General features: G+C 69.3%; 21 protein-coding genes. 7 read left to right on the top strand and 14 right to left on the bottom strand.

Features of this window, described 5'->3' with window-relative positions; all coding sequences use genetic code 11:
• Positions 1 to 26 precede the first annotated feature (26 nt).
• The 8 genes from IEX71_RS14665 to xerD all read right to left on the bottom strand — a co-directional run bounded on the left by IEX71_RS14665 (position 27) and on the right by xerD (position 7089).
• Entirely contained in the window at positions 27 to 695 is a 669-nt protein-coding gene (locus IEX71_RS14665) for a lysophospholipid acyltransferase family protein (protein WP_188837768.1), read from the bottom strand.
• Positions 661 to 1362 (bottom strand): (d)CMP kinase, encoded by a 702-nt coding sequence (gene cmk, locus IEX71_RS14670; RefSeq protein ID WP_188837769.1) that lies wholly within the window; start codon positions 1360 to 1362, stop codon positions 661 to 663. The genes IEX71_RS14665 and cmk overlap by 35 nt, the downstream gene beginning before the upstream one ends.
• Positions 1363 to 1424: 62 nt before the next feature.
• Positions 1425 to 2510 (bottom strand): prephenate dehydrogenase, encoded by a 1086-nt coding sequence (locus tag IEX71_RS14675; protein WP_188837770.1) that lies wholly within the window; start codon positions 2508 to 2510, stop codon positions 1425 to 1427.
• Complete coding sequence (locus IEX71_RS14680) at positions 2507 to 3433, bottom strand: pseudouridine synthase (protein WP_188837771.1); 927 nt, start codon at positions 3431 to 3433, stop codon at positions 2507 to 2509. The genes IEX71_RS14675 and IEX71_RS14680 overlap by 4 nt, the downstream gene beginning before the upstream one ends.
• A complete protein-coding gene (gene scpB, locus IEX71_RS14685) occupies positions 3430 to 4188 on the bottom strand; it encodes an SMC-Scp complex subunit ScpB (protein WP_229749744.1) in 759 nt (252 codons plus the stop codon). Before scpB ends, IEX71_RS14680 begins: the two co-directional genes overlap by 4 nt.
• The gene (locus tag IEX71_RS14690; RefSeq protein WP_373284634.1) at positions 4181 to 5074 is read right to left on the bottom strand and encodes a segregation and condensation protein A; all 894 of its coding nucleotides are present in this window, start codon (positions 5072 to 5074) and stop codon (positions 4181 to 4183) included. Before IEX71_RS14690 ends, scpB begins: the two co-directional genes overlap by 8 nt.
• A 155-nt stretch (positions 5075 to 5229) precedes the next feature.
• Complete coding sequence (locus IEX71_RS14695) at positions 5230 to 6081, bottom strand: ParA family protein (RefSeq protein WP_229749746.1); 852 nt, start codon at positions 6079 to 6081, stop codon at positions 5230 to 5232.
• A gap of 84 nt (positions 6082 to 6165) precedes the next feature.
• Positions 6166 to 7089, bottom strand: a complete 924-nt coding sequence (gene xerD, locus IEX71_RS14700) for a site-specific tyrosine recombinase XerD (RefSeq protein WP_229749747.1) — start codon at positions 7087 to 7089, stop codon at positions 6166 to 6168.
• A 72-nt stretch (positions 7090 to 7161) separates the two neighbouring features.
• Here xerD and IEX71_RS14705 point away from each other — a divergent pair, with 72 nt between their 5' ends.
• The 3 genes from IEX71_RS14705 to IEX71_RS14715 all read left to right on the top strand — a co-directional run bounded on the left by IEX71_RS14705 (position 7162) and on the right by IEX71_RS14715 (position 13276).
• A complete protein-coding gene (locus IEX71_RS14705) occupies positions 7162 to 7815 on the top strand; it encodes a hypothetical protein (RefSeq protein WP_188837773.1) in 654 nt (217 codons plus the stop codon).
• A gap of 183 nt (positions 7816 to 7998) precedes the next feature.
• Positions 7999 to 11850 (top strand): Pls/PosA family non-ribosomal peptide synthetase, encoded by a 3852-nt coding sequence (locus tag IEX71_RS14710; protein ID WP_188837774.1) that lies wholly within the window; start codon positions 7999 to 8001, stop codon positions 11848 to 11850.
• Between the two features lie 118 nt (positions 11851 to 11968).
• Positions 11969 to 13276, top strand: coding sequence for a M1 family metallopeptidase (locus IEX71_RS14715; RefSeq protein ID WP_188837775.1), 1308 nt, complete (start codon positions 11969 to 11971; stop codon positions 13274 to 13276).
• A gap of 29 nt (positions 13277 to 13305) precedes the next feature.
• Here the strand turns inward: IEX71_RS14715 and hisS are convergent, their stop codons facing one another.
• Positions 13306 to 14652, bottom strand: a complete 1347-nt coding sequence (gene hisS / locus IEX71_RS14720) for a histidine--tRNA ligase (RefSeq protein ID WP_188837776.1) — start codon at positions 14650 to 14652, stop codon at positions 13306 to 13308.
• Positions 14653 to 14666: 14 nt separating this feature from the next.
• Positions 14667 to 15371 carry an MBL fold metallo-hydrolase gene (locus tag IEX71_RS14725; protein WP_188837777.1) on the bottom strand — a complete coding sequence of 235 codons (705 nt, stop codon included), beginning with the start codon at positions 15369 to 15371 and terminating at the stop codon, positions 14667 to 14669.
• Positions 15372 to 15509: 138 nt separating this feature from the next.
• On the opposite strand from IEX71_RS14725, the gene IEX71_RS14730 reads away from it, so the two are divergent.
• From IEX71_RS14730 to IEX71_RS14745, 4 genes are read left to right on the top strand one after another with little or no spacing between them, the layout of a single operon-like run.
• Positions 15510 to 16274: a peptidylprolyl isomerase gene (locus IEX71_RS14730; protein WP_229749748.1), complete on the top strand. Its 765-nt coding sequence runs from the start codon at positions 15510 to 15512 to the stop codon at positions 16272 to 16274.
• Complete coding sequence (locus tag IEX71_RS14735; RefSeq protein ID WP_268235956.1) at positions 16271 to 17851, top strand: DUF349 domain-containing protein; 1581 nt, start codon at positions 16271 to 16273, stop codon at positions 17849 to 17851. The genes IEX71_RS14730 and IEX71_RS14735 overlap by 4 nt, the downstream gene beginning before the upstream one ends.
• Entirely contained in the window at positions 17848 to 19146 is a 1299-nt protein-coding gene (locus IEX71_RS14740; RefSeq protein ID WP_308420984.1) for a M18 family aminopeptidase, read from the top strand. Before IEX71_RS14735 ends, IEX71_RS14740 begins: the two co-directional genes overlap by 4 nt.
• Before the next feature lie 3 nt (positions 19147 to 19149).
• Positions 19150 to 19734, top strand: coding sequence for a DUF4232 domain-containing protein (locus IEX71_RS14745; RefSeq protein WP_188837778.1), 585 nt, complete (start codon positions 19150 to 19152; stop codon positions 19732 to 19734).
• On the opposite strand, the gene IEX71_RS14750 is transcribed toward IEX71_RS14745, so the two are convergent.
• The 4 genes from IEX71_RS14750 to IEX71_RS14765 are packed head-to-tail and all read right to left on the bottom strand — an operon-like array spanning position 19692 to position 24837.
• The gene (locus IEX71_RS14750) at positions 19692 to 22244 is read right to left on the bottom strand and encodes a CHAT domain-containing protein (protein WP_188837779.1); all 2553 of its coding nucleotides are present in this window, start codon (positions 22242 to 22244) and stop codon (positions 19692 to 19694) included. The two genes, IEX71_RS14745 and IEX71_RS14750, sit on opposite strands and share 43 nt — an antisense overlap.
• Positions 22245 to 22247: 3 nt before the next feature.
• Positions 22248 to 22730 (bottom strand): carboxypeptidase regulatory-like domain-containing protein, encoded by a 483-nt coding sequence (locus IEX71_RS14755; RefSeq protein WP_188837780.1) that lies wholly within the window; start codon positions 22728 to 22730, stop codon positions 22248 to 22250.
• Positions 22727 to 23329, bottom strand: coding sequence for an RNA polymerase sigma factor (locus IEX71_RS14760; RefSeq protein ID WP_188837781.1), 603 nt, complete (start codon positions 23327 to 23329; stop codon positions 22727 to 22729). Before IEX71_RS14760 ends, IEX71_RS14755 begins: the two co-directional genes overlap by 4 nt.
• On the bottom strand, positions 23326 to 24837 hold the full coding sequence (locus IEX71_RS14765; protein WP_188837782.1) for a S8/S53 family peptidase: 1512 nt from the start codon (positions 24835 to 24837) through the stop codon (positions 23326 to 23328). Before IEX71_RS14765 ends, IEX71_RS14760 begins: the two co-directional genes overlap by 4 nt.
• Positions 24838 to 25090: the final 253 nt, after the last annotated feature.

Genomic DNA, 25090 nt, shown 5'->3' on the forward strand with positions numbered 1-25090 from the left:
TCATCCCTGACGGCGGCCGGTTTCCGTTATTCGGGAGGCGCCATCGGCAGGGTGAGTCCGGTCTCACGGCTCGCCTCGTCGACGTGCGAGGCCAACCGGCTGCGCAACTCCTCGGTCGCCAGCCCCAGCCGCTCCCGTCCCGGGACGCCTCGGTGCTTCTGCAGGGTGAACGGGTGGCCGACCACGACGCGCAACGGCGCACGCAGCTTGGGCCACGAGTCGCGCCCGCCCGCGCCCTTTGTTCCGAGCACGGCAACGGGCACCAACTTCGCTCCGGTCGCCTGGGCCAGGAATGCCGCACCGCGCTGTGCCGTCTGCACGGTGCCGGAACCACGCGTCCCCTCGGGGAAGATCCCGAGGCCTCCTCCCGAGCTCAGCACCTCTCGCGCAGCGGTCAGCGCCTCGCGGTCGGCGCTGTTCTGGTCGATCGGGATCTGACCCGTCGCACGCAGGAACACACCCCACACCGAGGAGAAGTAGCTGCGCTTGACCAGGAACCGCAGCGGCCGCGGCGTGAGGATGAAAACCAGTGGCCCGTCGAGGAATCCGACGTGGTTGGACACAACGATGATCGGCCCGTCCTTCGGAACCCGCTCGCCGTGCAGCGTCTTCACGCCATACAGCACGTGCGCGAGACCGACACCGAATCGGCGACAGCTGTCAGCCAGCCGAGGTCGATAGGCCCGGGTCGCCATCGATGACCTCCTGCACCACCTGGAGCACCGCGTCGACCGACTGGCGGAAGTTGATGTGTGACGTGTCGACGGTGACCACGCCGTCGGCAGCCGTGGTGAACTGCGAGACGGTCGAATCGGTGCGATCACGGTCGACGATCTGTGCCCGGGTCGACTCCGCGGCGACCTTTAGCTGCCTGGACCGACGGGACATGCGGGCCTCCTCGCTGGCCGTCATCAGAATGCGGACCGGCGCGTCGGGAGCGACGACGGTCGTGATGTCGCGGCCCTCGGCGACGCACCCACCAGTCCTGGCGGCACCGTCGGCGATCAGATCACGTTGGCGTTGCTTCAGATTCGCCCGCACATCAAGGTTGGTGGCGACCTTCGAGACGACCGACGTGACGGCGTCCTCGCGGATCTCCGCGTCGATGAGCCGGTCGCCCACGCCGACCGACGGCGCGGTCGGGTCCATGCCCATCCGCAGGTCGAAGGTCCGGCAGTGCTCGGCGACCGCCGCGGCGTCGTCCAGGTCGATCTGCGCATCGACACAGGACCAGGCCAGCGCGCGATACATTGCACCGGTGTCCAGGTAACTCACGCCGAGCCGCGACGCCACGGCCTTGGACACACTAGACTTGCCGGTCCCGGACGGGCCGTCGATCGCAATGACCAGCGCCTTACTCATGCCGGTCCCCTCCTTCGTCGGGTACCGCCATTCATTCTGAGTCCTTTGGTCGCTCGCTGCGCTCACTCATGCACACTCCATCCCTTGTCCTCCAACACAACTCGCAACCGATCGACCGCGGCCGGCAGCACGGACAACTCCACGAGACCGACCGGCGCGCCGACGCCGTGCTCCATCCGCAGATCTTCCAGGTTGATCCCGGCGTCGCCCACGTCGTTGAACAGTCTGGCGAACGCTCCCGGCTCGTCGGGAATCGGCACGATCACCGTGGCGTATGTCGCCGGCGCGGCGCCGTGCTTGCCGGGGATCCGGGCATGCCCGAGCTGACCGTCCGAGATCAGTCGTGCGACCTCGCCGCGACTGCCCGACGCCGCCGCGTCGTCCGCGGCGAGCTGACCGAGCGAGCGCGCGACCGCGTCGAGCTGTGCGACGACGCGCTGCAGCACCGGTGTCACCGACGACGCATTGCCGGCGAGGATCTGGGTCCACAGCATCGGGTCACTCTCGGCGATGCGGGTGACGTCGCGAATTCCCCCACCGGACAACGCGATCGCCTCGTCAGGGAGGTCACGCAGCTGTGCCGCGACGACGGAGGCCGCAAGCTGCGGCAAGTGCGAGACGACAGCGACGGCGGCGTCGTGCTCGTCCGCCGGCATGGTGACGACCGCTGCGCCTGCATCGTGCGCCACCTGCTGCACGAGGCCGACAGCAGCCGGGTCCGTGCCGTCCTGCGGGCACACCACCCAGGTACGTCCTTCGAACAGATCCGCCTGGGCGGCGACCGCGCCGGACCGCTCACGACCGGCCATCGGGTGGGAGCCGACATACCGGCGCAGTTGGTCGGTGTCGACCAGGCCGCGGATCTGATCGGCGACGCGCTGCTTCACCGATGCGACGTCGGCGACGACGGCGTCGGGCCACTGTCGCAACTGATCGGCGACGACGCGTGCGGCCACGTCCGGCGGAGCCGCGACGAAGACGAGATCGGCTGCGGTCGTGTCATCGACCGCACCCGCTCCCAGGTCCGCCGCCAGCGCCTGCGCCGTCGGCGACGGGTCACTCAGTAACACGCGAAAACCCTTGTGGGACAAAGCAAGACCGATAGAGGTGCCGATCAGGCCGGTGCCGACGACGCGGACTACCGTCACAGGCCGGCTGCCTTGTAGAGTCCCGCGACCTCCTGGCGGGTCAGCGGGCGCATCTTGCCGGGACGCAGTTCGCCCAGGTGCACCGGACCGACATCGGTGCGGGACAGCGACTCCACGGGGTGACCGACGGCCTCCAGCAGACGGCGCACGATGTGCTTGCGGCCCTCGTGCAGGACGACCTCGACCAATGCCCAACCAGGCTTGGAGTCCACGACCTTGAAGGAGTCCACCGCGACCTTGCCATCCTCGAGTTCGACGCCGTCGCGCAGTTGCTTGCCCAGCGCGCGCGGCACCGGACCGGGGATCATCGCGACATACGTCTTCGGGACGCCGTACGACGGGTGCTGCAGTCGGTTGGCGAGCTCACCGTCGTTGGTCAGCAGCAGCAGCCCCTCCGTGTCGACGTCGAGGCGGCCGACGTGGAAGAGACGTTCTTTGCGTTGCTCGACATACTCACCGACCGACGGGCGACCCATCTCGTCGTTCATCGTCGACACCACGCCGAGCGGCTTGTTGAACGCCAGATAAACGCGCGACTCGTCCAGTTGGATGCGCTCGCCGTCGACGTGCACCGTCTGCCCCACGGGGTCGATGCGGACACCGAGCTCCTGGACCTTCTGGCCGTCGACCGACACCCGACCCTGCCGGATCAGGTCCTCGCACACCCGCCGACTGCCCACACCGGCCGCGGCGAGCAGCTTCTGCAGCCGCACACCGTCCGGGTTGTGCACGTCGACGTATGGCGCCGAGGGCGCCACCGGCTGCTGCGGACGCTGACCGCCGGGACGCGTGCGTGCCGGACGCCCGGCGCCGCCGCTACGTCCCGCGCCACCGCCTCGGCCGCTCTGGCCACGGTGCCCGCGACCGCGAGACCCGCCGCCCGACTGATTGCCTGACTGATTGTTTCGCTTGTTGCCTGTCATCCGTGCCCCTGCGCAATGAGTTCGTCCACCACATCTGCGTCCGGCAGGTATGGCGCCAGTGCCGGCAGTTCGTCGAGCGAGCTGAGCCCGAGTCGCTGCAGGAAATATGGGGTGGTGCCGTAGAGCATCGCACCCTGTTCGCCCTCGGATCCGATCTCCGTGATGAGGCCACGGGTCAGCAAGGTGCGAACCACGCCGTCCACGTTGACACCACGGACCGCGCTGATGCGCGATCGGGAGATCGGTTGCCGATAGGCGATGACCGCAAGAGTCTCGAGGGACGCCTGGGTGAGTTTGGCCTGCTGGCCGTCGAGCAGGAACTTCTCCACCGCGGGGGCGTAGTCGGGTCTGCTGTAGACCCGCCACCCCTCGTTGATGCAGCGCAGGGCGAATCCCCTGTGTTGCTCGGCGTATCCGCGCTCGAGGTCCTCGATCGCCTCGGCGACCTCGTGCTCCGGAAGCTCCAGTGCGGTGGCGAGTTCGTTCGCGGTCACCGGCTGATCGACCACCATCAGCACCGCCTCGATGGCACTGCGCGCGCCCCCGGGCATCGTGCGCACGTCGAACGGCGGCGCCTCCTCGATGGCCTCCTCGATGGGCTCCTCGATGGGCTCCTCGATGGGCTCCTCGATGGGCTCGGCCTCGGCTGCTGCAGCCGTCGTCGAGTCCTCGTCGCTCACTGCTTCGTCGCTGGTTGCTTCGTCGCTCATTGCTCGGTCACCCACCGATTCGTCGTTCGATCGGTCGTCAGTCATCGCCGTCCTCCTTGCCATTGTCGCTGGTGTCGGCATCCGCGTCCGTCTCGTCCGTCGTCGGTGCGGTCGCCTGGTCGTTGTCGAGCTCGTCGAACTCCGCACTCACCTCGACGGGCGCCCGGTCGTCTCCGGTCCAGTGCACGACCAGCTCCCCCAACGCCTCGGGCTGCTCCATGGTCACCGCTGCCTCCTTGTAGAGCTCGAGCAGCGCCAGGAAACGCGCCACGATCACCAGCGTCGAGTCGGCGTCGGCGACGAGTGACCGGAAGCTCGCCTGCCGGCGGTCGCGCAGCTCGGCGATCACGATCGCGGCCTGCTCACGCACGCTCACCGCCGGAGCGTGCAGGTGCGTCAGCCCGACCGTCGGCTCGGGCCGCGGGGTCATCGCGTGCGCCGCGATCCGGGCCAGCTGGTCGGGTGTGACGTTGATGATCAGCTCGGGCAGCAGCTTTGCGAAGCGCTCCTCCAGACCGGCCTGCCGGGCGGTCATCCGACCTGCTGATGCCATCCGGTCGGCGAACGCGACCGAGACCTCCTTGAACGCCCGGTACTGCAACAGCCTCGCGAACAGCAGGTCACGGGCCTCGATGAGGGCAAGGTCGTCGTCGTCGTCGGCCCGCAGGTCCGGCAGCAGACGGGACGCCTTGATGTCCAGCAGGGTCGCGGCGATGAGCACGAACTCCGACGCCTGTCCCAGGTCCCAGTCGGCCTTCTGCTCCTGCGCGTGCCGGATGTGCGCGACGAACTCGTCGGTGACCTTGGCCAGCGCGATTTCGGTGACGTCCAGCTTGTGCTTCGAGATCAGCCCGAGCAGGAGCTCGAACGGCCCGGAGAACACGTCCAGGTGCACCTCGAACGGCGCCGAGGCGGCCCGCCGGGTGAGCACACCGCCTGGCACAGCTTCCGGGCGAGAGTCAGTGGCCGGCTCCGGCCGGTCGGGCGCGGCCGGAACCGCAACCCCACGAAGTTCTCCGCTCGTACCTCGCTCCGATGTTTCGCGGGGACCCCGGCCGTTCCGCTCCTCGGCTCGGCCAAGGGTCATTACGCCGCGGCCCCGCGAGCGATCAGCTCGCGGGCGAGTTGCCGATAGGACTCCGCGGCACCGTGGCTCGAGGCGTATGTCGTGATCGGCTCCGCTGCGAGGGTCGCGTCGGGGAACTTCACCGTGCGGCTGATGACCGTGTGCAGCACCTTGTCGTCGAAATGCCCGACGACGGAACGGATCACATCGCGGCTGTGCAGGGTCCGGCCGTCATACATCGTGGCCAGGATGCCGTCGACCTCGAGGCGCGGGTTGAGCCGGTCGGTGACCTTGTCGATCGTCTCGACCAACAGTGCGACGCCGCGCATCGCGAAGAACTCGCACTCCAGCGGGATGACGACGCCGTGCGCTGCCGTGAGTGCGTTGACCGTCAACAGGCCGAGCGACGGCTGGCAGTCGATCAGGATCACGTCGTATTCGTCCAGGACCGGCCGGAGCACGCGCGCGAGCACCATCTCGCGGGCCACCTCGCCGACCAGCTGCACCTCTGCTGCGGACAGGTCGATGTTGGCCGGGAGGACGTCGAGGTTCTCCGACGCGTGCTGGATCACGTCGTGGATGTCGTCCTCACGGGACACCAGCAGGTTGTAGACGGTCGTGTCGAGCTCATGTGCGCGAATGCCAAGGCCCACCGACAACGCCCCCTGCGGGTCGAAGTCGACCAACAGGACCTTGCGACCGTATTCGGCCAGCGCGGCTCCGAGGTTGATGGTGCTCGTGGTCTTGCCGACGCCGCCCTTCTGGTTGCACATCGCGATGATGCGCGCCGGCCCGTGGCTGGTGAGCTCAGCGGGCTTGGGAAAGGTGGGCAGTGGGCGCCCTGTCGGGCCGACCTGCTCCTTCGAACTCAATGCTCGCTCCCGTATAACTCGTTCGGCCTCTCGGCGATCGGGCACAAACCTAATACATTTGCCGACCTGCGCGGTCGGTGAGGCTCAGTGCGCCCGCGGATGCGAGCTGGCGAAGACCTCGCGCAACTGCTGCACGGTGACCATCGTGTAGATCTGCGTCGTGGTGACCGACGCGTGGCCGAGCAACTCCTGCACCACCCGGACGTCCGCGCCACCATCGAGCAGATGCGTCGCGAACGAGTGTCGCAGGGTGTGCGGGCTGAGGTGTCCGGGCAGGTCCGCACGCTTCGCCGTCTCCTGGATGACGTTCCACGCGGACTGCCGCGAGAGTCGGCCCCCGCGCTGGTTGAGGAACAACGCCGCAGAGCCGGCGCCCTTGGTCGCCAGTGCCGGCCGGGCACGCGTGAGGTATGCCGAGAGCGCCTCCGCGGCGTACCGACCGAGCGGGAGCACCCGCTCCTTGCCGCCCTTGCCGAGCACCCGAACGGTGGCCGACTCGAACTCGATGTCGTCGACGTCGAGGCTGACCGCCTCCGTGACGCGGGCGCCGATGCCGTAGAGCAACTCCAGCAACGCCCGGTCCCGCAACGACTTCGGGGTGTCACCGACGCTCGCCGCCGCGAGCAGCCGCTCGACCTGATCCAGCGGGATCGCCTTGGGCAACCGCTGCGGCGGTTTCGGCGGCGGCACCGCTGCCGCGACGTCGTCGGGCGTGTCACCTTCCAGGGTGAGGAACTTGTGGAAACCCCGCACTGCGACCAGCGTCCGCGCTGCCGACGACGCGGCCAGCGGTGCATGGTCCGTGTCACCCTCGCGGAGCGTGGCGAGGAAGTCGGAGATGTCGCCCTCGGCCACTTTCCCCGGGTCTTCGATGCCGCGACCGGCGAGATGATCGGCATACCGTCGCAGGTCGCGTTCGTAGGCACGCAGCGTGTGCGGCGACGCACCTCGCTCGACGCGCAGGTGGTCCAGCCAACCGCGCATCGACCGCTCGAGGAGGGTGCCCATGGAACGACATTCTCACGAGCGGCGTCATTCGATCGTGACGGGTCAGGTCGAGACTGCAGAAGGACACCGGTCGTGAAGTTGTATGCCGCACAGGCTTCCCGCGCCACACGTCAGGCGATCTATGACGTGCTGACGCTCGCGTGGGTGGCGGCGTGGGTCTGGCTCGGCATACAGGTGCATCAGCAGGTCGCCGGGTCGCAGGACGGTGCCCGCAAGATCGAGAAGAGCGGCGGCGACCTGGCACGCCACCTGCACGACGCGGCCGGGATCCTCGCGCACACGCCGCTGGTCGGCAGCAAGGTCCGCAGACCACTCGACAAGTCGGCCGACGCGGCGACCACCCTGCAGCACGCAGGCGGCGAACTCGCCGACAACCTCAGCAAACTGGGTGCTGCCATCGGTTTCGAGGTGGCGCTGGTCCCGGTCCTCGTGGCGATCTTCGGTTGGCTGTTCCTGCGGATCGGCTACGCGCGACGCGCGGGTCGCGCCCAGGCCCTGCGCACCCGTCCCGGCGGCGCAGACCTGCTCGCGCTGGACGCACTGACCCGGCTGCCGGCCCGCAGACTTGCGGCGACAGTGGCACACCCCGTCCGCAAGTGGCGTGCCGGTGACGAGGAGGCCGTCACCGCACTGGCCGACGCCTACCTGGATTTCCTCGGCCTGCGGGCCATCGACGTCGCGGATGGGACCGCGGATACGGACGAAGCCGCCGTCGACGAGAACTGACACATCGCGCAACTCGGCCCGGTGACGTCCACTGGCCATCTCGAGTTCACCCGATGGCCGCGTGCCGGCCACCCGGGATCGATCCCGCCGGGGACACTGTGAGCGACCACGCAAGTGAGGTTGCGCGAGCCACCGTCACTTGTCCTCACAGTGCTGCGCCAGAAGGGCCTTGGTGACCACTCGGTGACACTGCACCGCGGGCAGTTCGCCCCTCCTCGACGCAGCCTCGTCGACATCTTCCAGGAGACCGTCTCGGAGTGCCCGGACGCTCCGGCCCTCGACAACGGTGCGGCTGTGCTGACGTATGCCGAACTCGCCGAGCGCGCCGAACAGCTGGCCGGTTCGCTCGCCGAGCAGGGCATCGGGCGCGGTGACCGAGTGGGCGTCCGCATCCAGTCGGGCACCCTCGATCTCTACGTCGCGATCATCGGCACGTTGCTCGCCGGCGCGGCATACGTGCCCGTTGACGCGGACGATCCCGACGAACGCGCCGACGTCGTCTTCGGCGAGGCGGAGGTGGCGGCGGTGCTCGGTGACGACCTGTCGATCGACACCCGGGGTGAGGTGCGTGCGCCGCGTGCTCCGGAGGACCCCGAGATCACCGACGATGCCTGGATCATCTTCACCAGTGGGTCGACCGGGAAGCCGAAGGGGGTCGCGGTCGCCCACGGCAACGCCGCTGCGTTCGTGGAGGCCGAGTCGCGACTGTTCCTGCAGGAGCATCCGATCGGCACCGACGACCGGGTGATGGCGGGCCTGTCCGTCGCGTTCGACGCCAGCTGCGAGGAGATGTGGCTGGCGTGGCGGTATGGCGCCTGCCTCGTCCCAGCGCCACGCTCACTGGTGCGCAGTGGGATGGACCTCGGGCCGTGGCTGGTGGCCAACGACATCACGATCGTGTCGACCGTGCCGACGCTGCTCGCGCTCTGGCCGGCCGACGCCCTGGACAAGGTCCGCCTGCTGATCCTCGGCGGTGAGGCGTGCCCGCCGGAGCTGGCGGACCGGCACGCCACTGGCACCCGTGAGGTCTGGAACACCTATGGGCCGACAGAGGCGACCGTCGTGGCCTGCGCCGCACAGTTGCACCCCGGCGAGCCGGTGCGGATCGGGCTCCCGCTCGACGGGTGGGACCTGGAGGTCGTCGACGCGGAGGGACGCCCGGTGGCCGACGGCGAGACCGGTGAGCTGATCATCGGCGGCGTCGGACTGGCGCGCTACCTCGATCCCGAGAAGGACGCCGAGAAGTACGCACCACTGCCAGCGCTGGGCTGGGAGCGGGCCTACCGTTCGGGCGACCACGTGGTCCGTGACGAGACGGGCCTGCTCTTCGGCGGGCGGATGGACGAGCAGATCAAGCTCGGCGGCCGGCGCATCGAACTCGGCGAGATCGACGCCGCTCTCACCGCGCTGCCCGGAGTCGGTGGTGGTGCGGCCGCGGTCCGCACCACCGGATCCGGGACGCAGATCCTGATCGGTTACATCACCACCGACGACGACTCGGGCAGCGGGTTCGACCTCACCGCGGCGATGGCCCGGTTACGCGCCGAGCTGCCCGCCGCGATGGTGCCGCGGCTGGCGAGCGTGGACACCTTGCCGACCCGCACCTCCGGCAAGGTCGACCGGGCCGCGCTCCCGTGGCCGGTGGCGACACTGCGCGCCGCACCCGAGGGACGGCACGAGTTGACCGGGACCGCCCGGACCGTCGCGCACCTGTGGCTGGACGTGCTCGGCGCGGTCGTCACCGCGGACACCGACGACTTCTTCGACCTCGGCGGTGGCTCACTCACCGCGGCTCAGATGGTGTCCCGGCTGCGCGAGACGCAACCGGAAGTGACGGTCGCCGACATCTACGACCACCCGACGGTCGCCGGCCTCGCCAAGCACTTGGACTCGATGAGCTCGCCCACGAACGTCCGCCACCGCGAGGTACCCCCGACACCGGTCAAATCCCAGGCAGCACAACAGTTCGCGCTGTTCTGCACCCGCACCCTGGCGGGGCTGCGGTGGGTCACCTGGCTGCTGCTGGCCGCCAAGGTCGCCGCGCCGGCACTCGACCAACTGCGCTGGTCGACGCCCACCGCACCGTGGGGTGTGGTCCTGCCCCTCGCGGTCGTGTTCCTCACCCCCGTCGGCCGAATGCTGCTGTCGGCAGGGCTGATTCGCGTCATACTGCGTGGCGTCCGACCCGGAGTCCATCCCCGCGGCGGCAAGGTGCACCTGAAACTGTGGCTGGCCGAACGCATCAATGACGACCTGGGCGCGACGAACCTGTCCGGGGCTCCGCTGATGTCCTGGTACGCACGGCTGCTGGGCGCACACATCGGTCGTGACGCCGACCTGCACAGCCTGCCTCCGGTCACCGGTCTGCTGCGGGTCGGGCGGGGGGCATCGATCGAGCCGGAGGTGGACCTGAGCGGTCACTGGCTCGACGGCGACCGGCTGCACATCGGCGCCGTCACCGTCCGCAGGGACGCCCGCGTCGGCACGCGCTCCACCCTGACGCCGGGTTGCGTCGTCGGACGGCGTGCTGAGATCGCGCCGGGCTCAGGCGTTTTCGGCACTGTCCCGAGCGACGAACGCTGGAGCGGCGCACCGGCCCGACGATCGGGCAAGGCGCGCGGGGCGTGGTCCGACGAGCACCCGACGCACCGTCCGGTCTTCTCAGTGCTGTACGCGGCCCTCGCCCTGCTGATCGCCGGTTGCCCCGTGGCCGCGACGGTGTTCGGGGCGTGGATCGGCCTGCTGGTGCAGGGCGATCGCCGGGTCTGGCCGTTCGGGCTCGCCTCGGTGGTCGTCGGCGGGCTGTGCGGGATCGTGGCGCTGACCGCGCTCATCTGGATCCTGGTGCGGTTGCTCGGTGTCGGCCTGCGTGCAGGTCACCACCCCGTGCACAGTTGGCAGGCGTTGCGCGCCTGGGGCACGTTGCGCACCATGGACGAGGCCCGCAGCTGGCTCTACCCGATCTACGCCAGCACCGCGACCCCCACCTGGTTGCGCGCGCTCGGGGCGAAGATCGGTGACTCGGTCGAGGCCTCCACCGTGCTGCTGATCCCGAAACTCGTCACGGTCGGTGATCGGGCGTTCCTCGCCGACGACACGCTCGTCGGCCCCTACGAGCTCGCCGGCGGCTGGCTACGGATGGAGCACAGCAAGGTCGGCAAGCGGTCGTTCGTGGGCAATTCCGGTATGACGGCGCCGGGTCGCCGGCTGCCGAAGGGCAGCCTGGTCGCGGTGCTCTCGGCAGCGCCCAGCCGCAAGGAGAAGCCGAAGTCCGGCACGTCGTGGATCGGCAGCCCGCCGGTCCGACTGCGCCGTACGACATCCGACGGCGACGACACGCGCACCTACCGTCCCCCCACCTCCCTGAAGGTCGCCCGGGCCGTGGTCGAACTTTGCCGGCTCATCCCGTGGCTCGGCGGTTTCGCGCTGTCGACGGCCGCGGCGCTGCTGTGGCTGTCGATGCAAGGGCACTGGGGCGTGTGGTGGCTGGTGCTGTGCGGCCTGACCCTGATGCTCGGTGGTGCCGTCGCGTCCGGGGTGACGGTCGCAGCGAAGTGGCTACTCGTCGGGCGGGTCCGCGGCGGCGAACATCCCCTGTGGAGTTCGTTCGTATGGCGCAACGAGCTGACCGACGCGTTCGTGGAGATGCTGGCCGCTCCGTGGCTGGCGCGTGCGTCGACCGGCACTCCGGTGCTCAACCTCTGGCTCCGGGCGATGGGGTCGACCATCGGGCGCGGGGTGTGGTGTGAGACCTACTGGCTGCCCGAACCCGACCTGATCGAGCTACGCAGTGGGTCGACCGTCAACAAGGGATGCGTCGTGCAGACTCACCTCTTCCACGACCGGGTGTTGTCCCTGGACACGGTGACGCTGCGCCCCGGCGCGACGATCGGGCCGCACAGCGTGATCCTCCCGGCGGCCGAACTCGGCCGCAACAGCACCATCGGGCCGGCGTCCTTGGTGATGCGTGGCGAGACTGTGCCCGACAAGACACGGTGGGTCGGCAACCCGATCGGTCCGTGGGAGGAGGAATGAAACGGTCATGGTTGTATGGGCGCTCTGAACTTCGATCGGTATGGCACAGGAAGGCTGGACTCGTGTTGGTGCTGCAGGGAGCTTGCGAGTCGCAGCACCCACACGGGGATAGCCGTCCGTGAACACCCAGCCTTCCGCCGACCCCTACCTGCCGGGGCACGGCGACCCGTCATACACGGTCGACCACTACGACCTGGACATCGACTACACGCTGCTGGGCAACCGGTTGGACGGTCGTGCCACGCTCACGGTGCGCTCGCTCGTCGACGGCTTGGACTCGCTCACCCTCGATCTGCACCACCTCAAGGTCGTCTCGGTCCGTGGTGTGCGCACGACCCGTCATACCCATCGTCGGGGCCGGCTGGTGCTGCAGCTCGCCGAGCCGTTGGCGAGCGGACAGACCGCCGAGGTGATCGTCGCTTACCGCGGAGTGCCGAAAGTCGTGCGGGACAAGGCCGGTGACGCCGGCTGGGAGGAGCTGGAGGACGGCGCGATCGTCGCATCGCAGCCCGGCGGCGCACCTTCGTGGTTCCCGTGCAATGACCGGACCGATGCCAAGGCGACCTACCGCATCACGATCGCCGCACCGGCCGACTACTACGTCGTGGCCAACGGCGTGCGCACCGACCGGCGGCGACGCTCCAGCCGCACCGTGTGGAGCTACGAGCAACGCGAGCTCATGGCGCCATACCTCGCGACAGTGCAGATCGGTCTGTATGCCGAGCACGAGATCTCCGGATGCTCGGTCCCCCTGTCGGGTGTGGTGGCACCGTCATTGCGTGCTCGCTTCGACGAGGCGTTCGCCGATCAACCGCGGATGATCGCCGAGTTCGAACGCCTCTTCGGCCCCTACCCGTTCGCCACCTACCGGGCCGTCGTGACGACCGACGAGCTGGAGATTCCCCTTGAAGCGCAAGGTCTTTCGGTCTTCGGGTCCAACCTGCTGGATCGGGACTGGGAGTCACAGCGACTGATCGCCCACGAGCTGGCACACCAGTGGTTCGGCAATGCCGTGACGCTGCGGCTGCTGCGCGACATCTGGCTGCACGAAGGCTTCGCCTGTTACAGCGAGTGGCTCTGGTCGGAGGCGTCGGGCAACGGGACGGCCGACGAACGCGCCCGCCGCCACCACGCCGAACTGGCCGACCTCAAGCAGAACGTCGTGCTCGGTGATCCCGGGGTCGACGACGTTTTCGACGACCGTGTCTACAAGCGAGGAGCGTTGGCACTGCACGCGATTCGGCTAACCTGCGGCGACACGGCGTTCTTCGGGATGCTGCGCGCGTGGGTGGAACGACACCGCTACGGCAACGTCACGACCGCCGAGTTCGAGGCACTGGTCGACGAGCTCTGCGGGTCGTCGGCGGCCGGCCTGGTCCACGGTTGGGTCTATTCGACGGACCTGCCCGACCTACCGGCCCGCTGATCCCACGGGTGTCCGCCCACTGCCGTCGGTCAGGTCGCGTCGGACTCCGGCAGGACCAACGACGGGCGCAGGTCCGCTTCGGGCGGCGCCCAGGACCCGGAGTCCGCAGACACCTGATCACCGCTGCGCAGATCCTTGACCTGGTCGCCCTTTTCGTCGGCACCGGCTCCGGTGAACCACACGAACGGGATCCCGCGACGATCGGCGAACTGGATCTGCTTGCCGAACTTCGCCGCCTTCGGCGCCACGAGCGTCGGTATGCCGCGAGAGCGCAGCGCGGTGGCAACGCGCATCGAGTCGCGGCGGGACTCCTCGTCGTTCACTGCGACCAGCACCGCTACCGGCGTCTCCCGTGAGGCGGTCAGCCCCTCCTCGGTGATGAGCTTGCCCAGCAGCCGCGACACCCCGATCGAGATGCCGACGCCGGGGAAGGTGCGCTTGCCATCGGTCGCCAGGGCGTCATACCGCCCACCCGAGCAGATCGAGCCGTAACCCGGCTCCCGCTCGAGCATCGTCTCGTAGACGGTGCCGGTGTAGTAGTCGAGGCCGCGCGCGATCCGCAGGTCGGCGACGACGACACCGGGAGCGTGCTCGTTGGCGACCTCGATGATGGCGGCGAGCTTGGCCAGTCCCTCGTCGAGCAGCTCATGGGTGACGCCCAGAGCGCGGACCTGATCGACGAATCCCGTGTCAGCAGTGCTGATCTCGGCCAGTGCGAGGCACTGCGTCGCCTGCTCGTCGGTGCAACCGGCCTCCAGCAGCAGCTTGCGCACACCGTCGGCGCCGATCTTGTCGAGCTTGTCGACCACGCGCAGGGTGCCGATGACGTCCTCGATGCCGAGTCCGCGGTAGAAGCCCTCGCAGATCTTCCGGTCATTGACGTGGATGCGGTAATCGCCGATCGGCAGCCGGGCGAAGACGTCCGCCACGACCAGCAGCAACTCCGCCTCGTAGTGGTCGGGCAGCGAACCGACGTCGATGATGTCGATGTCGGCCTGCAGGAACTCGCGGTAACGACCTCGCTGCGGGCGCTCGCCGCGCCACGCGGGCTGGATCTGATAGCGACGGAACGGGAAGGTCAGCTTGCCGGCGTTCTCCAGCACGTAGCGCGCGAACGGCACCGTCAGGTCGAAGTGCAGGCCGAGCTCCGCGGCTCCGGACGGGTCGGCCAGCCGACGGATGCCGTAGATCTCCTTGTCGGCGTCCTCGCCCTGGCCGGCGAGCCGCTCCACGGTCTCCATCGCCCGCGTGTTGATCGAGGCGAAGCCGTGCAGCTCGAAGACCTCCCGGATGGTGTCGAGCACGATCTGCTCGGCGATGCGGTCGGCCGGGAGCCATTCCTGGAAGCCACTGATCGGGGTGACCTTGGTTGCCATGTGTTCGTTGATTCCTAAGCGGTCTGAAGGTTCTGGAGGTAGGGGTTGGTGGCGCGTTCGCGCGCCATGGTGGTGCCGGGGCCGTGCCCGGGCAGCACGAGGGACGCGTCCGGCAGCGGGAGGATCACGTCGCGCAACGAGCGTGTCATCGCCTCGCCGTCGCCGCCGGCCAGGTCGGTGCGACCGATCGAGCCGGCGAAGAGCGTGTCGCCGCTCAGCACGGTCGACGTGACCGCGGCCTCCGGCGGCAGTCCGTCCGGGATGTCCTCGACGCCGAAGAGCACCGAACCCTCGGTGTGCCCCGGTGTATGTCGCACCTCGAACGTCATACCCGCCAACTGCAGAGTCTGGTGGTCGCGGATCTCGACCACGTCGCTCGGCTCGGTCCAGGTCGGCGCCTTGCCGAACTGCTGCTCGAACATCCCGATCAACTGCGGGCCGAGCGACGACACCGGGTCCACCAGCCGATAACGGTCGTCGCTGTGGATGTAGGCGCCGACCGTGCCACCGCACACCGGCGTGACCGAGTAGACATGGTCGACGTGACCGTGGGTCAGCAGCACTGCAGCAGGTCGCAGCTTGAGCTCCTCGAGCGCGTCGCGCAGAGTGTCGACGACACCGATCCCCGGGTCGACGACGACGCAGTCCTCGCCCTGACCGGGCGCGATCACATAACAGTTCGTGCCGAAAACACTGGCGGGGAAGGACGCGGTGAGCACCGGGCGAGCCTATCGGGGCGGTTGCAGCGGTTGTGAGGACGTACCGGCTGGCGAGTAACCGGTGGAATTCCCACCAGGACCGCCTAGACTGACGGACGTTTGTCAGTTGCCTCCCGATGGGCGCCCAGATTCCGCCGCGTGGAGATCACCGAGGAGAGCTTTCCCTTGCGTCTGAACCGGACCCGGTCGGTCATCGGCGTCGCGTGCCTTGTCACCACATTCGGCCTCGCCGCATGCGGGTCGAGCAGCACCGGCACGTCGGCTGCCGGCGACTCCATGGCCGGCTCCCCCGCCGCCTCAGCCCAGACCCTCGGCGTGACCGGCACCAAGCTGCACTGCCGGAAGGCGCCCGCTCCGCCGACCAGCACCGAGCAGCAGAAGCTGCCATCGAAGGCGATCGCGCAGGGCAAGACGTTCACGGCGGTGCTGCACACCAACTGCGGTGACGTCACCGTCGAGCTGTATGGCGACAAGGCCCCGCAGACCGTCGCGTCGTTCCTGCAACTTGCCAAGGGCTACTGGAACCACAGCCCGTGCCACCGGCTCACCACCCAGGGCATCTACGTCCTGCAGTGTGGCGACCCGACCGGCACCGGGAAGGGCAACCCGGGCTACGGCTTCGGCATCGAGAACGCACCGGAGGACGGCGACTACCCCGCCGGCACCCTCGCGATGGCACGGACCGCCGACCCGGATTCCAACGGGGGCCAGTTCTTCATCGTGTATGACGACACGCAGCTGCCGACCGACAGCGGTGGATACTCCATCTTCGGCAAGGTCGTCGGCGGCATGAAGATCGTCAACGCCGTCGCCAAGACCGGCACCAACAGCCCGAGTGGCGACGGCGCGCCGACCCAACCGATCAGCATCCTCAAGGTCACCGTCACGGAGAAGAAGGCATGAGCGAACACATGTCACCTGAAAGCCCGCAGTCCACCGACGAGTCGGTCGCCCCGCCGACACCCGTCACCGAGGCCACTGAGGAGCAGAGCACGCCGGCCCCGGAGCCCACACCGGAGCCCACACCGGAGACATCGACAGCGGCGCAGGAACCGGCGACTCCGGCGCCCGCACCGGAGACTTCGACACCGGCAACGCCGGCAGTGGCATCGCCCAGACCAGCGGCAGCTGCTCCGCGGCCGGCTCCGCCGTCCCCCGCGGTGATGAAGCCTCGCCCGCCGGCCGCCGCCGCGGTGCCGCAAGCGCCCGCCCCTGCCCCGGCAGCGACCAACTCCGCGTCGTTCGGCCGCGTCGCCGAGGACGGCACCGTCTTCGTGCGCACACCCGACGGTGAGCGCGAGGTGGGTTCCTACCCGGACGCGACGCACGAGGAGGCCCTGGCCTACTTCGCCCGGAAGTACGACGAGCTCGCCGCCGCCGCCAACCTGCTGTTGCAGCGGGTCGTGCAAACGGACCTCGCGACGCATGACGGCCAGGAAGCGCTGCGCGCGCTGCGCGAGCAGATCGGTGAGGCGCATGTCGTCGGCGACCTGGTCCAGCTGGACTCCACCGTCGAACAGATCGCCACCGCACTGAAGGCCAAAGCTCAGGTCGAGGGTGAGGCCCGTGCCGCAGCACGGGCGGAAGCCGCTGCCCAGCGAGAGAAGCTCGTTGCCGAGGCCGAGCAGATCGCCGCCCAGCCGACCGAGAAGGTCCAGTGGAAGTCGAGCACGGCACGGATGCGCGCGCTGCTGGATGAGTGGAAGGAGTTGCAGCGCAACGGCGCCAAACTGGACAAGCCGACCGAGAACGCGCTGTGGCAGCGCTTCAGCCACGCGCGCAACGGATTCGACAAGACCCGTCGCTCCCACTTCGCCCGGCTCGACGAGGAGCACTCCGAGGTGAAGGCCCGCAAGGAGCGGCTGATCGCCGAGGCCGAGCGCCTGGCCACCTCCAAGGACTGGGGGCAGACCGCGTCGGCGTTCAAGCGGCTGATGGGCGAATGGCGCCAGGCAGGTCGGGCGTCCCGTCACGACGACGACGCGCTGTGGGCGCGTTTCAAGAAGGCGCAGGACTCCTTCTTCGCGGCCAAGGACGAGGTCGTCGCCGAGGAGAACAAGGAGTTCGAGGCCAACCTCGAGGTCAAGGAGCAACTCCTCAAGGAGGCGCAGGCTCTTCTCCCGGTCAAGAACCTCGCTGCCGCGAAGTCCGCACTGCGCAGCATCCAGGACCGTTGGGACGCTGCCGGCAAGGTCCCACGCAAGGACATCAACCGCATCGAGCAGGCCATGCGCAAGGTCGAGACGGCAGTCCGCGATGCCGAGGACTCCAAGTGGAAGAAGACCGACCCGGAGCTCGCCGCGCGTGCCCAGTCGATGGTCGACCAGTTGGAAAAGGCGGTCAGCGACCTCGAGACCGACCTCGCCAAGGCCCGTGAAGGCGGCAACGCCAAGAAGATCAAGGAGTTGGAGGACTCGCTGAGGGCCCGCCAGGAGTGGCTGGAGCAGGCCCGCAGCGGTTTGCAGGACTCCAACAAGTGACCACCCCGATGGCGGCGGCCGAGGTCGGCGCCGGTCTGATCGACTACCTGAACGCGTCGCCCACGCCGTTCCACGCCTGTGCCGAATCGGCACGGATGCTGGTCGACGCCGGCTTCCGGCAGCTGGCCGAGACCGACGAGTGGCCCACCGAATCCGGTGGCTGGTTCCTGATCCGCGGTGGTTCGCTGATCGCCTGGTCCACCCGGCACTCCGCCGGCGCGACGACTCCGATCCGGCTGGTGGGTGCGCACACCGACTCGCCCAACTTCCGGATCAAGCCGCAACCCGACGTGTCCCGCGCAGGCTGGCAACTGCTCGGTGTCGAGCCGTACGGCGGGATCATCTCCCCCAGCTGGATGGACCGGGACCTCGCAGTGGCCGGACGCGCGGCGGTGCGAGACGGTCACGGCGCACGGGAGCAGCTCTTCCGGGTCGACGACCCGATCCTGCGGATCTCCCGACTCGCCATACACCTCGACCGGTCGGCGCGTGACGGTGAGCAGCTCAACCCGCAGCAGCACCTGGTGCCGCACTGGGGTCTCGGTGACTCCGCCGGCGACTTCCGCAGCTACGTCGCCGACAGCCTCGGGGTCGACTCCACCGCCCTGTTGGCCTGGGACGCGATGACGTTCGACCTGCAGCCCGCAGCGTTCTTCGGACGCGACCAGGAGTTCATCGCCGGCGCCCGGATGGACAACCTCGCGACCTCGTATGCCGGGACGCTGGCGCTCATCCGCGCCGACCGTGACGCACCCGCAGCACCCACGACGCAGGTGCTCGCCCTCTTCGACCACGAGGAGATCGGCTCCGTCTCCGAGCGTGGCGCACAGTCGGCGCTGCTCATGACCACGTTGGAGCGGATCACCCGCTCGCTCGGTGGCGACCGTGACGCGATGCACCGTGCACTCGCCGGCAGCGTGATCGCTTCCGGAGACATGGCACACGCGACACACCCCAACTACGCCGACCGGCACGAGGCGCAGCACCAGATCGCCATGAACGGCGGTCCCGTGCTCAAGATCAACACCAACCTGCGCTACGCGACGGATTCCGTTGGCACTGCGGCATTTTCGCTGGCCTGCGAGCAGGCCGAGGTGCCTGTGCAGACATTCGTGGTCCGCTCGGACCTGCCGTGCGGCTCGACCGTCGGGCCCATCACCTCCGCCCTCACCGGAGTGACCACGGTCGACTTCGGCGCACCGACGTTGTCGATGCATTCCGTGCGTGAACTCGTCGGCACCGAGGACCAGCGGATGTATGCGGACGCGCTGACGGCGTTCCTCTCCCCCGCCTGAGCTGTGCGAACCCTGGCAGCCGCCGTCCTCGCGACGGTCGCGCTCTGCGGGACGGCCGGTTGCGGTTCGGCTCGGGACGGTGTCGAGCCGGCACAGCGGATGACGTCGACGCACGAACCAACCTTCAGGGCGCCGATCACGACCACGGCGCCGACCACCTCGAGTCCGATCAGGACGACCACCGTCTCCGCGACCTGCGCGGACGGACCGTGGGCATTCGGCTTCACACCGGTGGAGCCGGCGCTCGGCAACCGCTACCTGTCGGTGCAGGTCCGCAACTGCGGCCCGCGCGCAGCCGCAGTGCCTGCCCAGCCGACCGTCACGGTGCGCGACGATTCCGGGAATGTCGTTGCTGTCCAATGGGATTGGCGTCCACCGAGGGCCGGATTGACGGTGCGACCGGGGCACGACCGCTGGCTGCGACTGCACTGGCACACGTCGGGTCGTTGTGACCGTGGTGGCACGTCGCTGGAGATCGCCATCGGCCCGGCGAAGGAGCGCCTGGAGGATTGCCTGCAACTCGGCGGCCTGTCCGAGGTGACCGGTCAGCCGACGACGGCGGACGGCACTTGGGGCCTCGCGCCCTGAGCAGGGCCGCCCGTCATCCGGGACGCCGACCAGTCGGCACCGTAGACGGCGAAGATCGCCGCACCCGGGTGCTCCACGCGCGCCGCGCGCAGGCTCTCCGCCGCCGAGTCGCCGGCAGCCAGCCCGCGGTGGTAACTCGTCATCACGAGCGTTGCCAGCGCGTCGTCGACCGGCCCCGCGGCGGCCAACACACTCGGCACGCCGAGACCGAGCAGCGCGGCGACGATGCCCAGCGGCTCGTCACCCGCGCCGACGCGAGACCGGCCCAGATCACATGCCGAGAGCACGACGTGCTGCGCCACCCGGTCGCGACCGGTGAGCTCGTGCGCGAAGAGCGGGCCGTCGTGCAGCTCGAGCCGGGAGAACAGCGGGCTCTGCTGAGCGTGCACGCCATGCGCCGCGACGTGCACCAGATCTGCCGCGGCGAAGGCGTCGAGCAGATCCGTCGTGGTGGCGAGCGGGTGACTCGCAACTGCGCGCCCGGCAGACCGCCATACGTCCGCCACTGCGGCCAATTCGTTGCCGCCCGTGGGGATCCGAGGGCCGAGCAGCAGGGCGGCTCGGTCGACCGTTCCCGGTGACGGTGCTGTGGAGCACCAGCGGGACACCGACGGCGCGACGACCACCGCCCTCGTCGCAAGCGTCGGCAGCATGCTCCACGGGATGGATGCCAACGCACGCGACGGAGCGACCAGCATCGTCCCGGTCGAGGACGCCACGAGACCCGGCGGCAGGAGCGCCGCGTCGAGCCACGCGACCGTCCGGGCGATCCCACGGTCGATCGCGCCCTTCACGGCCGGGCTGTCGCCGGCGTGGGCGCGCACCCGCAGGTCAGCCTCCAGTCGCGCGGCCAGTGCGTCGATCTCCGCGCCGGGCGCAAGCCGGTGGATCGCGGAGCCGTGACCTCCCACGACGAGCAGATGGACGGTCCTGGCGTGCCGGAAGTAGTAGAGCAGGGTGGTCCCGGAGTCGGCGAGCCTGGAGCGCACCGAGCGGTATGACGCGGGCGACAGCCCGACAGCAGTGACATCGGCACCGGCCGCCCACAACCGCCGCCCGAGTTGCTGCTCCGACGAAGCGATCTCGGCCCGCGACGCCGGGCTGTCCTCGCCGCCCTGGGCATCGCGTCGCAGTTGCCGCAGACGCATCACCAGCAACGCGACGGCCGGATCGGGGTGCGGATGCACAGTGGGCAGCCGCTGGGATGCGGCCCGCCACCGCTCGATGGCCCGGAAGACGTGTGCAGGATCCCCTTGGCGCATCGCCTCGGACAGGTCGTAGTCAGCCAGCCGGGCTCCGTGCACAGCGACCGCAGCACGCGCTTCCAGGCTCGCGACCGATCCCTGCATCTGCACCAGTTTCCTTGCAGCAGAGGCGAACTCGCGTTCGGCGCCCGAACGATCGTCGCTGTATGACGCCAGGCGTGCCCGCAGCAGGTGTTCGTGCATGACGGCGTCGATGCCTTCGACCGAGCGCCCACGCAGACCGTCGAGCAGACGGCGCGCCTCCCCGGCTTCACCCCTGACCAGCGTGGCCTCGGCGAGCAGCCGCGTCGCCATTCGGCCGGTCGCGCCGGTCGCGCTGACCAGTGCCGGGTCGGGCAGGGAACCGGCGCGGCCCCGAGCGAGATCGGTCGCGATCGTCATCAGGTCGGCGTGCGAGGCGAGGCGTTCGTCGCCGTACGACCGGAAAGCCCGTGCGGCGGCTGCTGCGCTGCGAGCTGCACCGCGCACATTCCCGGTCAGCAGGTTCGCGCCGGCGAGATCCAGCAGGATGTTGCCCTCGTCCAGGCGCAGCCGCCGGCTGCGGGCGCTGCGCAGTGCGAGCCGCAGCAGTTCGCGCGCCGGATCCACCAGGCCGACCTCCAGCAGCGCCGCGGCGATGTCTCGCCGGGACTGGAGTCGGTCGACCCGCACCGGCATCTCGTCCGCCTCGTGCATCAGTCGGATCGCCGCAGGCAGGTGCCCGACGAAGAACTCCAGGCACCCGAGATTGTGCTGCGCCTTGAAGACCACCTCCGGCCAGTCCTGTTCGACAGCCAGCCGCAGCGCGGCGCCCAGATCCCGTCGCCCTTCGGCCGGCCGTCGCAGCGTGATGTTGGCCAGACCGCGGTTGAGCAGCACCGCGAGCACCTCGGCGGGCGACCGCAGATCGTCCTCGTGCACCTGATCAAGCACGGCGAGGCCGGCCGACCAGTCACCGCGATACATGGCGATGGTGCCTTCCTGCACGGAGGCGAGCGCCGCGACATACCTTGAGCCGGCCGCGGCTGCCGCCCGGCGTGCCTCGTCCAGCGTCCGCCGGGCTGCGAGCGGACCGTCCAGATGCAGATCGGGTAACGCCCTGGTGACCAGCATCCGTCCGAGCAGCTCCAGCTCGTCCTGGCCCTCGGCGGCGAGCCGGTCGACCGCGCCACTGAGCCGGCCGCGGGACGCGGACCACTGGCCCAGGGTGTTCAAGCGCTTGGCCCGGGCGAGTTCCCGTTCGGCATACGGACTGCTGATCGACATACCTCAGATCTGGATCGGTGGCGTGACGACAGGTCGGACATGTGGGTCACCGGTGAACCGAATCACCAGATGCACCAGTCCGGTTCGAGAGAATTCGACTTCGAATCGGCCGTCCTCGTCGAGTTGGACATCGACCTCACCGTCCGGTCCGTGCACTCGCACGCTGACGTCCGGTGTGCTCAACCAACCGGTGATGCGTCGCCGGGGTCGGTGCTCGGAGTCCAGCGCCAGCAGGACCGTCAGGTCGTCACCAGTGAAGGTCACGGTCGTGATGGTGTCGTATGCCGACCGCACCCCGAGCGGTGTGGGATCGAGCAGCTCGGCAACCTGCGCACCGAGGGCCTCCACCGTCAGTGCAAACTTCACCCGCTCGGTCAGGCCGGCCGGGACGGGATCACTTGCGGAGACGATGTCGCCCAACGCGCGCAGGATCCGCTCATCCGTCGCATCCAGTGGTCCGTCGCTGAGTTCGTCGACGCGGTTCATCGCACTCCCTCCCAGGTGCGGTCGGCTTCCAGCGACGCGCGCAGTTTGGCCAGGCAGCGCCCACGGGTCGGTCCGATGCTGCCGACCGAGACGCCCATCGCCGCGGCGAGTCCTGCGTAGTCGGGATGGTCACCGGTCGCGATGACCTTCAACAGCATCTGGCACCGCGCTGACAACAGCCCGAAATGCCGCCACAGCGTGCGCTCGGAGTCGGACCGAAGCACCGTCGCCTCGGGTTCGTTGTCCGGGGGCGCCACCCGGGACGGCCCATCGTCGGCCGGCTGATCGTCGGGCTGCACCTTTGCGGACCGCCGGGCCTCCGCCCACGCGCGTCGCCGGGTGCTGACCAGCAGCCACTGCAAGACGGCTTGGCAGTCGGCGATCCGATCGGCCTGGCGGTACAACGCCAACCACACCTCCTGTACGACGTCTTCCGCATTTCCGTTGTCCAGCCCGGCGCCACGTGCAGTCCGCCACATCACCGGCGTGACGGCGTCGACGAGCCGGGACATGGCCAGGTCGTCACCGTCCCGGTAGTCCCGGAAGCAGGTCGCAGCCCGGTCGGCCAGACCGTCGCTTCGCGATCCCACGGTCGTCATGACGCACCGCCCAGGCAGCCGCCAACGGCCGCAGCGAGCCGGTCGCGTCGAGCGTCCAGGTCACCACCGGCACCCGTCCCGAGTTCCGCTGCGATGTCGCCGGCCAGCGCGGGTGCGGCGAACGAGGTGCCGCTCCAGATGCCGAAGCCAGCGGAGTAGTCGTCCAGGTCCACCGCAGCACGGGCCGGCAGCGCACCTCCGTCTGTCGACACCACGGCGCGGGCGGCCGCGTTGAAGGTCGTGGGTATGGAACTCACCACGTTCGTCGCGGCGCGGTAGGCAGTGACCCACGAACCGGTGTTGGAGTAGACCGACACCAGGGACCGACCCGGGTCCGTCGCACCCACCGCCACCAGCGGCACCGCTCCGCCGGACGCAGAGGCGAGGCCGGCCGGGTAGAACGGCGTCGTCGTCGCATCGTTGCCCGCGGCGGCCACGACGCTGACGCCGGCGTCGCCGAACGCCGTGAGGATCGCCGCCAACGCACTACCTTGCACGACCGCCCCGGGAGACTCGGCGTAATAGCCCATCGACATGGAGAGCACGTCGATCGGTCGGCCGTCGATCCGGCCGGTGCAGGCCAGCAGGTGGTAGGCGTAGAGGTCCGTCAACGCTGCGAGCAGATCGGTCTCGTCGGCGGCGCCATCGCCATACATCACAGGTGCGCTGAGCAGCGAGGCGTTCGGACAGTGCTGTCGGACGATGCCTGCGACGAACGTCCCGTGGCCGGCGAGCGGGTCGAGCGTGCCGTTGACCCGGTCGATCGTCACGCCGGTGCCCTCGGGGTCGTCCGCGGCCCCGAAACGGAGGCCGATCGGAGCCCCGCCCAGGCGCGGATCGCGCTCGGTGCTGTGTGTGAACCACGGGTGGGCGCCGATCCCGGTGTCCAGCAACGCAACCAGCGGACCATCGTCCTGCGCCGTCCCTCGCGCCGGGTCGGGCGCTGCCCAGCTGACCGGGGCACGTGCGGCGCCGGCAGCCTCTGCAGCGCCCTGACCAACACCTTGCAGATAGCCGACGCCCTGCAGATAACCGACGCCCTGCAGATAGCCGGCCACGGTCAGGACGTGGCTCAACCCGGCCCGAACGCCTGCGTCCCTGGCGCGCAACACCCAGGGCGCGGCGTTCACCGGTCGACGATCGACCTTGCCGGGAACCAACCGCAGCACCGTCGATGCGACCGGTTCGAGACGCTCGAGGAGGTCGAAGCGGTCATAGACCGCGGTGCGCTCGCGCACCCCTCGCGGCAGGGCGATCTGCGCCCGCTCACCCAGCAGTTTGCCGATCGTCTCGATCGCTTCGTCGGCTCCGCGTCCGGGCAACCCGGGCACGACGATGCGATCGCCGGCATACAGCGTCGTCGCGGCGGGTCGTCCGTCGTCGTCGACCGGCCACTGATCGGGATCCAGCTGGCGCACCGAGAAGCGTGCGGCCGCCGAGGCCGGCAGCGTCGTAACCGGTGAAATCGGTTGGGCCTCAAGCGAATCGGGGCGGGTTCCATCATTCATGTGTGTCTCCTCGAGACCGCGGACCCGGTGGCACCAAGTATGACGCCCGGAGGCCGGCGCTGTCACCGATCCACGGATTGTGACGACCGTCTGTCGACACCCCTCAGGAGGGCACTGCACACCGCGGTGATACATCGCCGGCGCATATTCCCGCGGTATGACGCCCGGACCCGCTTGCAGGTATCACCCGGGCGGCGGCGCGCTCCTTCCATGCAACGGGCCCGACCCACGGGCCGCATCGAGGGGGAAGGAA

This window comes from Flexivirga endophytica, assembly GCF_014640635.1.
GTDB classification, from domain to species: Bacteria; Actinomycetota; Actinomycetes; order Actinomycetales; family Dermatophilaceae; genus Flexivirga; species Flexivirga endophytica.